Raw genomic sequence first — 13,643 nt, 5'->3', positions numbered from 1 at the left:
TCGAGTTCGGGAGCACCCAGGCGGACGACGCTCCGATACGCGCTTCCTCGTGGTCCGATCCACGTCACGCCAGTCGCGACACCACTGTAGCCCGCGTGGCCGCGGTTTCAGGATCGGGCGTGCACCGGGTCGCGCCGTCTCGGTACGCGTGCGTAGAATCCTGTTGTGTCAGAACAATTTCGAGTGCAGCGGGCCGTTGCCGCGTCGGCGGCCGACATCTTCAGCATCCTCAGCGATCCGCAAGGTCATGTCTCCATCGACAGCTCCGGCATGCTGATGGCGGCCAGCGGAGACCCCGTCAACGCCACCGGTGACACTTTCGTCGTCCACATGGACCGCGAGGCCCTCAACGACTACCCGCTGGGGCTGTACGACGTGACCGTCGAAATCGTCGCATTCGAACAGGACAAGCAGATCGCCTGGACCGTTCGCGGCCGAGTCGAACCGGGCCACGTCTACGGCTATCTCCTCGAGCCCATCGAAGCGGGCACCCTCGTGACGTCCTACTACGACTGGTCCGCTGTTCCCCAGGAATTCAAGGACGCCGATATCTTCCCGGTCATCCCCGAAAGCGCTCTCCGCGCCACCCTCGGCATCCTCGCCCGCACCGTCGCCCCGGGAAAGCCCCGGCCGGAACTGCCTTCGCCGTAGGGCGGCCCGGGCGACTGGCCGCGTTCAGAAGGTGAACTGGTCGCCGTAGGCGGTGGTCTGCACCACACCCTTCGAGGTGGCGACCGTGGTGGTGACGAAGGGGACCGCCGACACCGGCGAAGCACATTGGGCGACGTTCAACGCGGCGTTGTTGAACGCGATCTGGTACGGCCACTCGGTGGCGCTGTCCAGGGCCGCGGTCGCCGTGGTCGTGGTGGTGACCTGGCCGGGCCCCATGGTGGCCGTCAAGACTTCCGTTACGCCCAGCGCCCCGCCCACGCTGGGTCCGAGACTGATGTCGGGCGGGGTGACCGAGGCGCTGGGCGCGACCGTCCCACTCGGCGGGCTGACGGAGACGCTCCCGGGGGTCACCGACGGGGCGATGGCGGCGGCCAAGCCTTGGTTGGGTTCGATACCGACGGTGACGCCGCCGGCCACACTGATCCCGCAGCCGAGGATGAACCCCGCGACGGCCTGACCGGACGTGATCGGGCCACCGTCCACGGTGACCGAGTAGCTGCCCGACATCTGCGCGGCATGGGAGAACGTCATCAGGAAGTTCGGTGTCCGGTTGCCGGGCGGATTCACCTCGACGGTGTCGACCGACGCCACGACATGCACGCCCGCGGATGACATGTCCCCGCCGGGCGGCTGAGCCCGGACCGTATCGGCACCCCAGGCCCACAGGCTCGCCAGGGTCACACCGGCCACGGCTGTTCCTGCCGCGGCGGCCATGAGCGCATGTCGCATAACCGGATCCTGTTCTCGTTCTCGAAAAGGTGTACGAGCTCGATACCGTTGGCGCAGGTCCCGAATAGCAGCGTAACTGCAAATCGTGCCGAACCGGTGCGCTGCGACACGCGTGTCGACCGGCCCGAATCGATGGTGACGGATCTGCGATCAGGGCGGGAATCCTTGTCGCACAGAAGAAGCCGGCTTGATGTGCATTCCGGTTGCTCCCCGCGGAGTCCGAGGCTCGACGGATTCGGGTACGCGTCCGCGCGGCGCGAAGGCCGGCCAGTTGCCCGGTGGGCAGACGTCGCCGGAGTAGGCCGGGTCGAGGGCGCTTTCGACCAGATGGTCGACGGTGGGCGACCGCGGAAGGATGCCGTGGCCGAAAGTGTTTGCGAGGCAGGGCAATTCCCCTCCGTGAAACCGGCGCCCGCCGCCGCGTCCGTTCGCGAAAACCATGCAATGCTCTGTTTTCAGCCGCGAGGCATTCCACTGAGTGAGGCAAACCCGATTTCATTAGTTAGCAACATGCAACTATATTGGGGAAGTTCGTTCGTAGACTCGCGGGAGGCTCTGATGGCTGCGGCCCCTACCACCGGATTGGATGCCGGTGACGTCCAGACCATTCGGAGACGACTCCGGATCGAGCACGATCACCCCAGGTACAAGTGGGTGGCCCTGTCGAATACGACGCTGGGCATGCTCATGGTCACCATCAACTCCTCGATCGTGACGATCTCGCTGCCCGACATCTTCCGCGGCATCGGGCTCAACCCCCTGGAACCGGCCAATGTCAGCTACCTGCTGTGGTTGATGATGGGCTTCCTGCTGTCCTCGGCCGTGCTGGTGGTCATGTTCGGGCGGCTCGGCGACATGGTCGGGCGGGTGAAGATCTACAACTACGGGTTCGTGGTGTTCAGCCTCGCGGCCGTCGCGTTGTCGTTCGATCCGTTCACGCACGGCGGCGGCGCGGTATGGCTGATCGCCTGGCGCGTGATCCAGGGCGTCGGCGGCGCCATGCTGATGGCCAATGCCAGCGCGATCCTCACCGACGCCTTCCCGGCCGACGAGCGCGGGTTCGCGCTCGGGATCAATCAGGTCGCGGCGGTGGCCGGTTCCTTCCTCGGTCTGCTCATGGGTGGCGTACTGGCGCAGTGGGATTGGAAGGCCATCTTCTGGGTGAGCGTGCCGTTCGGCATCATCGGCACCATCTGGTCGTACCGCTCGCTGCACGACAATGGCCAGCGCAATCCGGGATCACTGGACCTGCCGGGCACCATCACGTTCGCGCTGGGCTTGACCGCGCTGCTGACCGGCATCACCTACGGCATTCAGCCGCACGGGGATTCGAAGACCGGCTGGACCAACCCGTGGGTGCTGGGCGCGGTGATCGGCGGCATCGTCCTGCTGGCCGTGTTCTGCGTGATCGAATCCAAGGTCGCGCAGCCGATGTTCAATATGTCGCTGTTCAAGAACCGGGCGTTCGCGCTGGGCAATATCGCCGGGCTGATGTCCTCGCTGGGCCGCGGCGGTCTGCAATTCATGCTGATCATCTGGCTGCAGGGCATCTGGCTGCCGCTGCACGGGTTCTCCTTCGAGCAGACGCCGCTGTGGGCGGGCATCTACCTGCTGCCGCTGACCGTCGGATTCCTCATCGCCGGCCCGGTTTCGGGCAAGCTGTCGGACCGGTACGGCGCGCGGTTGTTCGCCACCGCCGGCATGCTGATCACCGCGCTGACCTTCGTGCTGCTCGTCGTGCTGCCGGTCGACTTCGACTACTGGGTGTTCGCGCTCGTCATCGCCCTCAACGGCCTCGGGTCGGGCATGTTCGCGTCGCCGAACACCGCCGAGGTGATGTCCTCGGTGCCCGCCGCGCAGCGCGGTGTGGCCTCCGGTATGCGCGGCACGCTGTTCAACGGCGGTATGGCGTTGTCGATCGGCCTGTTCTTCTCGCTGATGATCATCGGCCTGTCGAATACGCTGCCCGACGCCATGAATTCGGGCCTGCAGGAGCAGGGCGTGCCCGCGCCGGCCGCCGAGGCGATCTCGGACATGCCGCCGGTGGGCAGCCTGTTCGCGGCCTTCCTCGGCTACAACCCGATCAAGGAATTGCTCGGCCCCACCGGCACTCTCGACCACCCGGGCGTGCACGGCGACGTGCTCACCGGTCAGGAGTTCTTCCCGCACTTGATCTCCGGCCCGTTCCACTCGGGTCTGGTCGTGGTCTTCCTGGGAGCCGCGATTATGATGCTGATCGGCGCGGCGGCCTCCTGGTTCGCCGGTAGCCCGACTGTCACGGACGAGGCGGCCGAATTGCGTGAAGCCGCCCGCGAGGGAATCTGACGGAGGAGATCACGCTGTCCGAGCCTATGGGTGTCGCCGACCCCGACCAGCTCACCGAGGCCGCCGAGCTGTACCACTCGATCGGCCGCCTGCTGCGCTTGTTGCGTACCTCCGGCGACCTCGGGGCGCTGAGCCCCGGCGCGGCGTCCGCCCTCGCGACGGTCGCCCGTTCGGGCCCGCTCCGCCTGGGCGACCTGGCCTCGATCGAGCGGGTCAGCGCCCCCACGATGTCTCGCATCGTGACGGGCCTGGAAAAGGGCGGATTCCTCACCCGCGACGCCGATCCCGAGGACGGCCGGGCCCAGCTGCTGACCGCCACCGAGGCGGCCCACAACCTGGTCACCGGCCTCACCTCGGCCCGCATCCAGCGTTTCGCTCTCGCCCTGGAGTCCCTGACGCCCGCCCAGCGCGAATCGGTCAGTTCCGGCCTCGACACCCTCATCCAGGCCCTCGACCAGTAGTGGGGGCTCCCCCGCCCCGAGGGGCGGGGTCAGGTGGTCAGGACCGAGCGGATGCGGTTGTCGGGGTCCACCAGACCGCGGAGGTTCGCCAGGCGGGGGTAGTTGGTGCCGTAGTAGCGAGACAGTGGGTCGCCCGGCTCGAGATAGTTGATGTAGGCGCCGACGGAGTCGGGAGCCATGATGGCGTGCGCGTCGGCGATCCAGGCCAGGGCTGATTCGTGCGGGATGGGTTCGTACGCACCCCATTCGACCAGAGCGGCGTGGTTGCGCCAGGGGAACGCGGTCGCGTCGGGGGCCAGGTCGCTGATCGCGCCGTCGAGGGCGTTGATCTGGACCCAGCCGGTACCGCCGACGCTGGAGTAGCGGGTGACGACCTCGAGGATACGTCCGATGGTGTCGGGGGTGAGGTCGGCGACGATATCGGAGCCGTTGGTGAAGGCGGCGCGCGGCTGATCGGCGGTGCCGCCCGCCAGGTAGAGGACCGCTTCCAGGTGGGACAGGGTGCGGGGTTCGACGATGCTGGGGGCGAAGCCGATGGCGTCGACCAGTTCGGCGGTCGCGGTTTCGCCGGTACCCGCGGGACAGACCAGCTGCATCCAGCAGTGCATACCACCCTGGCCGTCGGCATCGATGCTGACATCGGCCCACTGCTCACGCGGGGCCGAGCGCAGCCACTGCTGCCAGCCCGCGATGACGATCGCGGCTTCCTCGCCCTGGAAGGTCAGGCGCACTACGTCTTTCGGCGTCGCCGGGATGGTCTCGAAGGTGAACGAGGTGACGACGCCGAAGTGCGGGCCACCGCCTCGCAAGGCCCAGAACAGATCCGGGCGGATGGTGGCGGAGACCTCGGTGATGGTGCCATCGGGCAGGACCACGGTGGCGGCGGTGAGCCGGTCACCGGTGAGGCCGTGGGCGCGGGACTCGTTGCCGAGTCCGCCGCCCAGGGTGAGACCGGCGATGCCGACGCCGGGGCACATGCCGGAGGGCAGGCTCAGCCCGCCGTGGTCCAGTTCGCGATAGATGTCGTAGAGGGTGTGGCCGGGCGCGATGACCGCGGTGCCGCCCTCGGTGCGAATGCCCTGCATGCGCCGCACGTCGATGACGAGTGTGCCGGTCGCCGTGGACATTCCCGCGTACGAGTGGCCGCCGGCGCGGGCCGCCACCTGGAGGTCGTTCTCGGCCGCGAACTCGAAGGTGGCGGCGGCGTCCTGGGCGTCCGCGATCTGCACGATCGCCTCGGGCATCTCGTTGTCGAAGCGAGTATTGAAGACCTCCTTCACGCCCGGATACCCGTAGTCCCCCGGCAGGACGACCCGCCCGCGCAGTTTCCCTTTGAGCTCACGCCATTTCGGGTCGACGCTCCCGCTGCTCGATCCGGAAGCGCTGCCCAGGTCTCCGGCGTTCGCTCCGGAGGACCCGGTATCGGGTGTCGCATCCGAGGTGGGCAGCCGTGTGGCCCCCGCGAAACCCACACCGGCGACCGCGATTCCGAGAGCTCCGCGCAGAAACACGCTGCGCGAGAATTGGGGTCTCACACCAGCCCCCTCGGTCTGCCGGAGATCCGCTGTGCCGCCGACTTATTCGCTTTCGACATCAAATTTCGCGACCACCTGTTTCCATCGAACGACACGGCACCAATTGATCATGGTTCACCCACCGTTCATTCGTCGAAACGGGTGCTGGCGTGTCCACCGCATGCCGCCTACCGGGACCACATGTCGGCCACCGCATCCGGCGGCACGATCCACCGCGCGAACGTCTCCTCCGGACTGACGATGATCACATCCGCCCGCCGCACCAACTCCCCCGGCACCTCCCCACCCTCGAAATGCTCCAGACTCGGCACGATCACCGCATCCACCCCCAAATTCCCGACCAGCACCCCCAACCGATGCACCGGCCGATCGGTATGCGGCCCGAACACCGCCGTCCGCCGAAGGTCATACCCCAACCGTTCCGCCAACGCCCGAATCCGCCGCTCATCCCACTGCCGTCGTGAGCCGGACACGTCTTCGCGGAGATATCCCAGAGCCCTGGGGTTCATTGCTCGCCCTCTCGATCGTCGAGTGTGCTTCCAGCGGATTCCGAATCAGGATCGGGCCGCGGAGATTCTGCGGCAATGGCACTTTCCGGGGTCCGAACGCGGAAATGCCACGAAGCGATCAGTATTCGAGGTGAATGAGGTCGGCGAGGGCGCGCATCTCCGGGGTGAGGGTTCGGCGTCTGCCGATCAGCCTGGCCAGGAGATCCTTGGCCAACCGCTGCTCGATCAACCAGGGGCGGGCCTCGCCGGAGAGCCGAATCAGGATGTCCAGGGCCGGATCTGGCCGGGCGAGGTCGAGGTGGGCTCGAGCGACGTCGAGGAGGTGCCGATTGCGATTGTCGGAGGTGGGCCGCAGGCCGGTCGGCACGTCATGGGCCAACCGCAGTGCCAGGTCGGGCCGGTCATCGATGACCGCGTTCTCGACGCGCTTCATGGCCACGGTGGCGGGTCCGAAGACCGTCCAATAGTCCTGGTAGCCGCGGGGTTCGCGTTTGACGGCCACGGCGGCGGCCTGTGCGAACCGCATCATGTCATCGGCGTCGTCGGGGCGGTTGTCGCGGATCGCCGCCGCCGACCCACGCAACAGCAGCCAACCCCACGTGGAGAGCTCGCGATCGGTTGCGGTCGAGATCCGTGGCTCGATTCGGTCGGCCCAGTCGATCGCCAGGTCATCGACCTGCTGAAATCGCCGCTCCACCAGGAGTAGCCAGCACAGCGTGACGACAACGGACGCGGCATCGAGTAGATCATCGCTCGCCTGTGCCGCCGCCAGCGCGTGATCGAGAACTCTGCGCGCCGTTCCCAATTGTCGCGTCTGCACCATGACCGATCCGGTCAGCTGGAGAATCCGCGCCCGCAGCACGGGTGAGACACTCTCACTCGCGTCCACCAGATCGGGCAGAACTCGCGCCAGCAGCTCATACCGGTTGTCGTGGTAGAGCCGCACGGCCGCCGCAAGGGATTCGGCCACAGCCTCTTCCGCGTGCGGCTCCACCGCTACATCCGGCCGAGGCGCATCGATCGCTCGCCTGGTGGCGGCCCACAGCTCGCCGTCCCTGCTCTCCGGAGCGCGGGGCGCGGCACCGATGAGCGCGGTCAGCGGGCACCCCAGGGCCACCGCCAACCGCCGCAGCGTCTCGATCCGAGTGTCGTCCCGCTCCCCCTGCTCGATCTTCCGGATCAGTGACACCGAGACAGCCGAATTCGCGGCCAGCTCCCGCTGCGTGAGCCCCCGCCGCTTCCGAACCGATTGCAGCCGCTGACCAAGGTCGCCGCTCATCGCTCCAGACTAGGTCGGCCACCCGGCAGGCGCAGCTGGTACCGGAACGTCCTGAGCCCCAAGCGGTCCGACCGCCGCCGGATTTGTCGGACCCGCGTGCTGAAGTATCGTGTGGCGGCCCGGCCAGTCGGTCTTACCTAGACCTTCGACCGGGCTCTTTCGTGAAAAGGAACAACATATGAAGAAGCTCGCAACGACCTCCCTGGTTGCCCTCGGCCTGATCGCCGCGATGGGCACCGCCCACGCCGGCAAGGACACCGAGTGGCAGGTTGACGGCGGCTACCCCACCGAGGCTGCCTGCGACGCCGACGGCGAAACCGGCACCTTCACCCGCCCCGACGGCACCCAGCTCGTCCCCGGCGACGACATCTACGAATGCAACCTCGGCGACGACGGCCTCTGGTACCTCTCCATCTGGACCGACTGACCCCACCGGCGACAGCCCGAGCAATCGGCCCGGGCTCGACCCGCCCGCCGAACGCGGCGAAAAATCCGTGGCCGACCGCGCTGGTTCGTGATCTGGTGTGGGAATGACGGATTCGGTTGCGGACAGACTGGCGATCCACGAAGTGGTCGCCCTGCACGGACATCTGAGCGATTCGGGCGAGTTCGACCGATGGACCGAGGTATTCACCGAGGACGTCGCCTACGACCTGACCGCTTTCGGCGCAGGCACCGTGCCCGGAGTGGAAGCCCTCCGCGACATGGCACGCGAACTGGGCGACGCCAACCCCCTAGCCCACCATGTCACCAATGTGGTGGTCACAGCCCTGGACCGCGACACGGCCCACGCGATCTCCAAGGGCCTGGCGGTCAACACCGACGCCACGACCACCAGCGTCACCTACGAGGACACCCTCCACCGCACTCCCCACGGCTGGCGCATCGCTCACCGCCGCGTGATCCCCCGCCAGAAGCCCTTGACCCCGTAGGTAGCCCGCCGGGATACAAACCACCACTCGGGTAGGGCAATATCCACAGGCCAGCGGAGTGCGGAACGCCGGGTGCCGGTCAGCTGTGGAGGTAGCGGACGAGGGCTTCGCGTTCGGTTTCGAGTTCGGAGATCTGGCTTTTGACCACGTCGCCGATGCTGACTATGCCGATCATCCGGCCGTCCTCGAGGACGGGGAGGTGGCGGATTCGGTGTTCGGTCATGATGGCGTTGAGGGTTTCGACGTTGTCGTCCGGGGAGCAGGTGTGGAGCGCCGCGGTCATGATGGTGGAGACCGGGGAGTCCAGGAGGGGTGCGCCGTCGCGGTAGAGGCGGCGGACGATGTCTCGTTCGGAGACGATGCCGGCCATGGCGGTGCCGTCCGGGGAGACGATGACCGCGCCGACATTGTGTGCCGCCAGGATTCTGAGCAGTTCGCGCACGGTTGCATCGGGTGCAATCGTGACGACTTCGCCGCCCTTCCGGCGCAGGATTTCCGAGATTCGCATGTGCCCACCGCCCAACCAGCTAGGACTATCGATGGTTACCAGGATGCCGCTGTTACGCGGGTGTGAACAGCAACGATTGCGATTCGATGCCTAAACGGACGCGAGGGCATCGAGCGCGGATTCGATGGCGCGGTGGAAGGTCGGGTAGGCGAGGATCATCTCCCGCAGGGTCGCGGTCGGGACCTGGGCGTGGACCGCTACCGACAGGGCGCTGAGGACTTCGCCGCCCTGCGGCCCGGCGGAGCACGCGCCGACGAGCACCCCGCGGTCGACGTCCTCGACCAGTTTGATGAATCCGGCGTTGCCCGCTTTGTGGATCCAACCCCGCGTGGACGCAGGTACTTCGGTGATTCCGACCCGCACGGTCAGCCCCGCCGCCCGGGCCTGTTCCTCGGTCATACCGACCGCCCCGACCTCGGGATCGGTGAAGGTCACCCGCGGTACGGCGTGATACCGCGCGACCTCGTCCCCGCTACCGAGAATGTCCTGTGCCACGATCCGCGCCTGATACATGGACACGTGAGTGAAAGCCCCCTGCCCGGTGACGTCACCGAGCGCCCACACCCCTTCGGCCGCCCTCAGCCGGTTGTCCACCGGTATTGACCTGGCCGACTCGTCCAAGCCGACCGCCCCGATTCCCAAGCCCGCCAGTTCGGTTCGCCGCCCCGCCGCGACCAGCAGCCGCTCGGCGCGCAGCACCTCGCCATTGTCGAGAGTCAGCGCGAACTCGCGCCCGTCGTGCCGCACCGCCGTTCCCCGAACCCCGCTCCGGACCTCGATCCCCTCCTCCGCGAACACCGTCGCCAGCAGCTGCCCCGCCTCCGGCTCGTCCTGCGGCACCAGCCGCCGCGGCACGACCACGGTCACCCGCGCCCCGAAGCGCGCGAAGATCTGCGCGAACTCCGCCCCCACCGGGCCCCCGCCCAGCACGATGAGCGATTCGGGCACCTCGGTAGCCGGCACCGCCTCCCGGTTCGTCCAGAACGGCGTTCCCGCCAGCCCGTCGAGCGGCGGAACAGCCGGTTCCGTCCCCGGATTCAGCACAATCCCCCGCCGTGCTCGAAACACCCGTTCTCCACTATCGGTCGCCACAGTCACCTCACCCGGCGCACTGATCCGCCCCCACCCGCGCACGAACCGCCCACCGGCCTTCTCGAACCGCTCCACCGCCGCCCGGTCGTCCCAATCGTCGGTGGCCTCGTCCCGGATCCGCGCGGCGACCGGCCGCCAATCCGCCTGCACCGTGGCCGACCCCGCGAGCCCCCGCACCCGCCGAGCCTCGGCCAGCACCCCCGCCGCCCGAACCATCATCTTGGTCGGCACACACGCGTAATACGGGCACTCGCCGCCCACCAATCGCCCCTCGACCCCGACCACGGCGAGCCCGCCCCGCGCCACCCGCGTGGCCACGTCTTCGCCTCCGGGCCCCATCCCGATCACAACGACATCAACGGATTCGGCAGTCACACGTGCTCCTTCGCTCGTCAGCTCCCTGTGACGCTATCCCCACATCCGACCGGATCGATCCAACCTCCGCCGTCAGCGTCCGTGCGGCGAGTCGAAGGTGAACACCCGTCCACCGAGCAGCAACTGGCTGCCGGGCGCCAGGACGGTGGGGTGGCCGGGTGCGGCGCGGATCCAGTCGGGGCGGCCGGGCGGGCGGATGTGCGTGCCATTGGCGGACCCGCGATCCATGACCAGGACATCCCAGTCCACGAGGCGGATCTCGGCGTGGACGCGGGACATGCCGCCGGTGGCGTCGGGGATTCGGATGGCTTGGGCGCCACGCCGCACCTGCGGTGAGCGGGCGGGCTCGCGGCCGATCACGAGATCGCTGTCGAGGACATAGGAGGTGCCGTCGTCGAGCAGCAGAACGCCCAGCGGCGGGCGGATCCCGGGGGCGAGGACACAGGTCAGCTGTTCCATGCGAATGCCGCACACGACGCAGAAGGACACGCGCGGGTCGTTGAGATGTCCGCGAGCGCAGGTGAATCCGTGCACGACGACACCGGTGGGAGCGGTCTCGATTCCTGCGGGAATGGCAGTGGGTGCGATGGTGCGCGCGCTGCCGGAATCGCGCGGAACCGGGCCCCGGCCTCCGGTTCCGATCTCGGCCTCGGGTGTATTCGCCTTCTCTCCCAACCACATCACCGCTCCCGAACCTGGCACCCGCCCGTCGCGCAGCGACCACACGCTCTCCCGGGGCAGGCTCGTCCGCGGTTCGCCGTCGTCGACGAAGACCGCCGCCGCCCGCCCCGGCGCGGGACTCACCACCCGATCGACACTGAATCCGGCATCGCGGCCGTGCAACACCTCCCGGTCATCCATCCCCTCGAGCATCGCGGTGACCCGCCCGTGCAGAAAGACCGCCAGCCCCCGCTTTCCCGGTGTGAGCACCCCGAATTCGACCTGCTCCTCGTCCGTGCGACCCATGAGCCACGTGCTCGCCAGCCGCGCGAAGGTGCGCCCGGTGCGCCGAGTCTCCCGCGACGACGCCTCCGCCACCATCTCCAACACCTTGTCCAGCACGGCAATAGCCTCGGACGCCGCGGTGATCACACTCGAATCCCGGTGCGCGACTACCACGACCACCCCGTCGACGCAGGCCACCAGGTGGCGGCCCGGCACCACCTCGACCCGCGCGGTCATAGCACCCGGCCCCCGGTATATCGCCAGCGCGGCAGCACCACCCGGATCGGACCGTTGACGAATCCCCAGTACACAAGCCAGGTCAGGGTGAAATCGATGCCGAACGCCGGCGCGGACGGCCGCAAATCCCGGGGCACGACCGCTGAGGTGTACCGCACCAGCAACCACAGCAGCAGTCCCTCGTTCGCAATGGTCACCAGCCCGAACACGGTCGGCCAGTCCTTGTCCCACCGGAACTGCTGCAGACCGTGATACGCCAGCTCCCACCCGACTCCGAGCAGGATGACCGCCGCCAATATGGTCAGCGTGACCCGGTAACCCTGCTCCAGCGACAGCCTCCCCATCGGCAGCAGCGGGGTGATCAGTAGCGTGATCACCGCCCCGATCACCCCGAGCACGATCACGCGAGTCTGAATCCGCCCCCACAGCGTCGGCGTCATGCCGGAATCTTCCGGTCGGTGACCCACAGCCACCACTGCGTCAGCGACCGCAGCGCATCCAGCCGCCGGCAGAACCCGTTCGCCGCCAGGTCATCGGCGATCTGCAGGGCCGCGTACTGCAATCCGGCGAACGAGTCCACGGGAGCGAAATACCCGCCCAGCGTCGCGCTGCCCGAGGCGTAGACCCGCCCGGCCCCGCTGCGGGTCCCGAACAGCTCGAAGGTCCGATCCACATCCAGCCGCTCGAGCGGATTGCACCGCGCCCCGGTGTGATCGAGCAGGTCGGCGAGCAGCCGATGCTCCCGGATGTCGGCTTCGAGCCCGGTGCAGTCGATGATGTAATCGGCGTGCACGTCAACCGGCCGGTCGGTCGACGCGAAGCTGCTCGGCCCGCCCGGCTCGGGCGCCACCGTCGTCACCACCCCGGGCCTGGTGCGATCGGGCCGCAGATTCCGCGCCGACCCCACCAGGATCTGATACCAGCCCTGCGCCCGCCCCCGCGCCAGCTGTTCCTCCCACCGCTTGCGCCGCGGCGTCGTGGTCCCGCCCAGCGTCTTCAGCGCCTCCGCCCGCTCCCGCCCTTCGAGCTTCCCCAGCCGCTGCTTGATCTGGCCGCCGAAGCTCGCCTTGGGAAAGTTGAAGGCTTGATACGCCCACCCGTTCGCTCCCGCCCGCCGCGCGAACACGCTCTCCCCTTGTGGTCCCGCCACATAGGTCCGGAACAGATGCAGGACCTGGGTGTTGAGCCGCAGCCGATCCCGGTCGTCGATCAGCCGTTGCAGCACACGACTGGCTACTATCCCGCTGCCGCGCACCATGACCGTCCCCGGTCGCCGCTGCAACGCCTCGTACACGTGCTCGTGCGGCTCGTAGGCGTTCACCACCCGCGTCGGATCGCGATACCGCTCGCGGTACTCCTGCAGATCCGGCAGCAGCCGCAGCCCTGGGTACCCGACGGCGATGTGAACATGACTGCTGCGAAACGCGATTCGCTTGGTCGCCGCCGCTCCTTCGGGCGGCGTGAGAATCGTGAAATACCCGCCGCCGTTCCGTTTGCGCACCATGCGAACCTGCCCTTTGTGCAAGGATCGCGCGTATTCGACCCGCTGGAATTCGCGCTCCAGCGCCACGAGGACCTGTCCTGCCCGAGGCGTGTGATACTCGGCGAGAACGGGCTCCACCAGCACATTCCACACAGCTGATAGCGACTTTTCAGCTATCGCCTCGCGCAGGGCATAGGACGGAAATCCCCAGATATTGTCCGGCGTTCCGCCCGAATCGCTGCGCAGCCGTTCCCCGCGCGGAATCTGCGACACCCGAGTCAGGTATTCGTACGACCCCCACGGCACGTCCTGTGGCCCGAGCACCGCCATCGCCGCCCCGGGCACCCCGTAGATCCGCAAGGTGTCGAACAGGGTGAACGATCCCAGCCCGCTGCCGACGCTCACCAGTGGCACATCGAAGACCGGAATCCCGGCTCGCCCCACCAACTCGTCGGTCCATACGTCGGTTTCGATGAGGCGTTGCGTGACGTCTCCCCTCATTCGCGGGATCGTACCGGTCTCGGATTACGAACAACCGGGCATCGACACATTGCGCGACAG

14 protein-coding genes and 1 riboswitch are annotated in these 13,643 nt (G+C 67.8%); of the genes, 5 read left to right on the top strand and 9 right to left on the bottom strand.

Going from position 1 to position 13,643, the window contains the following annotated elements:
- Positions 1–7 precede the first annotated feature (7 nt).
- A riboswitch (ZMP/ZTP riboswitch) is annotated at positions 8–87 on the bottom strand.
- 78 nt (positions 88–165) lie between these two features.
- Complete coding sequence (locus tag ACQPYY_RS17550; protein WP_433590191.1) at positions 166–651, top strand: polyketide cyclase; 486 nt, start codon at positions 166–168, stop codon at positions 649–651.
- A 24-nt stretch (positions 652–675) separates the two neighbouring features.
- Here ACQPYY_RS17550 and ACQPYY_RS17545 read toward each other — a convergent pair whose 3' ends face one another.
- The gene (locus ACQPYY_RS17545; RefSeq protein WP_433590190.1) at positions 676–1,401 is read right to left on the bottom strand and encodes an MspA family porin; all 726 of its coding nucleotides are present in this window, start codon (positions 1,399–1,401) and stop codon (positions 676–678) included.
- Between the two features lie 558 nt (positions 1,402–1,959).
- On the opposite strand from ACQPYY_RS17545, the gene ACQPYY_RS17540 reads away from it, so the two are divergent.
- Positions 1,960–3,726, top strand: a complete 1,767-nt coding sequence (locus ACQPYY_RS17540; protein WP_433590189.1) for an MFS transporter — start codon at positions 1,960–1,962, stop codon at positions 3,724–3,726.
- A gap of 26 nt (positions 3,727–3,752) precedes the next feature.
- A complete protein-coding gene (locus ACQPYY_RS17535; RefSeq protein ID WP_379099516.1) occupies positions 3,753–4,187 on the top strand; it encodes a MarR family winged helix-turn-helix transcriptional regulator in 435 nt (144 codons plus the stop codon).
- A gap of 29 nt (positions 4,188–4,216) precedes the next feature.
- Here the strand turns inward: ACQPYY_RS17535 and ACQPYY_RS17530 are convergent, their stop codons facing one another.
- The 3 genes from ACQPYY_RS17530 to ACQPYY_RS17520 all read right to left on the bottom strand — a co-directional run bounded on the left by ACQPYY_RS17530 (position 4,217) and on the right by ACQPYY_RS17520 (position 7,510).
- Positions 4,217–5,722, bottom strand: coding sequence for an FAD-binding oxidoreductase (locus ACQPYY_RS17530; RefSeq protein ID WP_433590188.1), 1,506 nt, complete (start codon positions 5,720–5,722; stop codon positions 4,217–4,219).
- A gap of 167 nt (positions 5,723–5,889) precedes the next feature.
- Entirely contained in the window at positions 5,890–6,039 is a 150-nt protein-coding gene (locus ACQPYY_RS17525) for a hypothetical protein (protein WP_433590187.1), read from the bottom strand.
- Positions 6,040–6,349: 310 nt separating this feature from the next.
- Positions 6,350–7,510, bottom strand: a complete 1,161-nt coding sequence (locus tag ACQPYY_RS17520) for a helix-turn-helix domain-containing protein (protein ID WP_433590186.1) — start codon at positions 7,508–7,510, stop codon at positions 6,350–6,352.
- Between the two features lie 178 nt (positions 7,511–7,688).
- Between ACQPYY_RS17520 and ACQPYY_RS17515 the strand changes: the two genes are divergently transcribed.
- Entirely contained in the window at positions 7,689–7,937 is a 249-nt protein-coding gene (locus tag ACQPYY_RS17515; protein ID WP_433590185.1) for a hypothetical protein, read from the top strand.
- Between the two features lie 103 nt (positions 7,938–8,040).
- Positions 8,041–8,442, top strand: coding sequence for a nuclear transport factor 2 family protein (locus ACQPYY_RS17510; protein WP_433590184.1), 402 nt, complete (start codon positions 8,041–8,043; stop codon positions 8,440–8,442).
- A gap of 79 nt (positions 8,443–8,521) precedes the next feature.
- Here the strand turns inward: ACQPYY_RS17510 and ACQPYY_RS17505 are convergent, their stop codons facing one another.
- The 5 genes from ACQPYY_RS17505 to ACQPYY_RS17485 form a co-directional block, all read right to left on the bottom strand.
- The gene (locus tag ACQPYY_RS17505) at positions 8,522–8,950 is read right to left on the bottom strand and encodes a CBS domain-containing protein (RefSeq protein ID WP_379099499.1); all 429 of its coding nucleotides are present in this window, start codon (positions 8,948–8,950) and stop codon (positions 8,522–8,524) included.
- A gap of 90 nt (positions 8,951–9,040) precedes the next feature.
- The gene (locus tag ACQPYY_RS17500) at positions 9,041–10,417 is read right to left on the bottom strand and encodes a dihydrolipoyl dehydrogenase family protein (RefSeq protein ID WP_433590183.1); all 1,377 of its coding nucleotides are present in this window, start codon (positions 10,415–10,417) and stop codon (positions 9,041–9,043) included.
- A 72-nt stretch (positions 10,418–10,489) separates the two neighbouring features.
- Positions 10,490–11,599, bottom strand: a complete 1,110-nt coding sequence (locus ACQPYY_RS17495; RefSeq protein ID WP_433590182.1) for an FHA domain-containing protein — start codon at positions 11,597–11,599, stop codon at positions 10,490–10,492.
- Positions 11,596–12,039 carry a hypothetical protein gene (locus ACQPYY_RS17490; RefSeq protein WP_433590181.1) on the bottom strand — a complete coding sequence of 148 codons (444 nt, stop codon included), beginning with the start codon at positions 12,037–12,039 and terminating at the stop codon, positions 11,596–11,598. Before ACQPYY_RS17490 ends, ACQPYY_RS17495 begins: the two co-directional genes overlap by 4 nt.
- A complete protein-coding gene (locus ACQPYY_RS17485; protein ID WP_433590180.1) occupies positions 12,036–13,583 on the bottom strand; it encodes a hypothetical protein in 1,548 nt (515 codons plus the stop codon). Before ACQPYY_RS17485 ends, ACQPYY_RS17490 begins: the two co-directional genes overlap by 4 nt.
- Positions 13,584–13,643: the final 60 nt, after the last annotated feature.

The organism is Nocardia sp. CA-145437 (assembly GCF_050956485.1).
Taxonomy (GTDB): Bacteria; Actinomycetota; Actinomycetes; order Mycobacteriales; family Mycobacteriaceae; genus Nocardia.
This window is presented reverse-complemented; position numbering and strand designations above follow the sequence as displayed.

Excerpts from the sequence above, each read along its gene's own strand:
- ACQPYY_RS17545 (WP_433590190.1), bottom strand. The coding sequence starts at position 1,401 with ATGCGACATGCGCTCATGGCCGCCGCGGCAGGAACAGCCGTGGCCGGT.
- ACQPYY_RS17540 (WP_433590189.1), top strand. The coding sequence starts at position 1,960 with ATGGCTGCGGCCCCTACCACCGGATTGGATGCCGGTGACGTCCAGACC.
- ACQPYY_RS17535 (WP_379099516.1), top strand. The coding sequence starts at position 3,753 with ATGGGTGTCGCCGACCCCGACCAGCTCACCGAGGCCGCCGAGCTGTAC.
- ACQPYY_RS17520 (WP_433590186.1), bottom strand. The coding sequence starts at position 7,510 with ATGAGCGGCGACCTTGGTCAGCGGCTGCAATCGGTTCGGAAGCGGCGG.
- ACQPYY_RS17515 (WP_433590185.1), top strand. The coding sequence starts at position 7,689 with ATGAAGAAGCTCGCAACGACCTCCCTGGTTGCCCTCGGCCTGATCGCC.
- ACQPYY_RS17510 (WP_433590184.1), top strand. The coding sequence starts at position 8,041 with ATGACGGATTCGGTTGCGGACAGACTGGCGATCCACGAAGTGGTCGCC.
- ACQPYY_RS17505 (WP_379099499.1), bottom strand. The coding sequence starts at position 8,950 with ATGCGAATCTCGGAAATCCTGCGCCGGAAGGGCGGCGAAGTCGTCACG.
- ACQPYY_RS17495 (WP_433590182.1), bottom strand. The coding sequence starts at position 11,599 with ATGACCGCGCGGGTCGAGGTGGTGCCGGGCCGCCACCTGGTGGCCTGC.
- ACQPYY_RS17490 (WP_433590181.1), bottom strand. The coding sequence starts at position 12,039 with ATGACGCCGACGCTGTGGGGGCGGATTCAGACTCGCGTGATCGTGCTC.
- ACQPYY_RS17485 (WP_433590180.1), bottom strand. The coding sequence starts at position 13,583 with ATGAGGGGAGACGTCACGCAACGCCTCATCGAAACCGACGTATGGACC.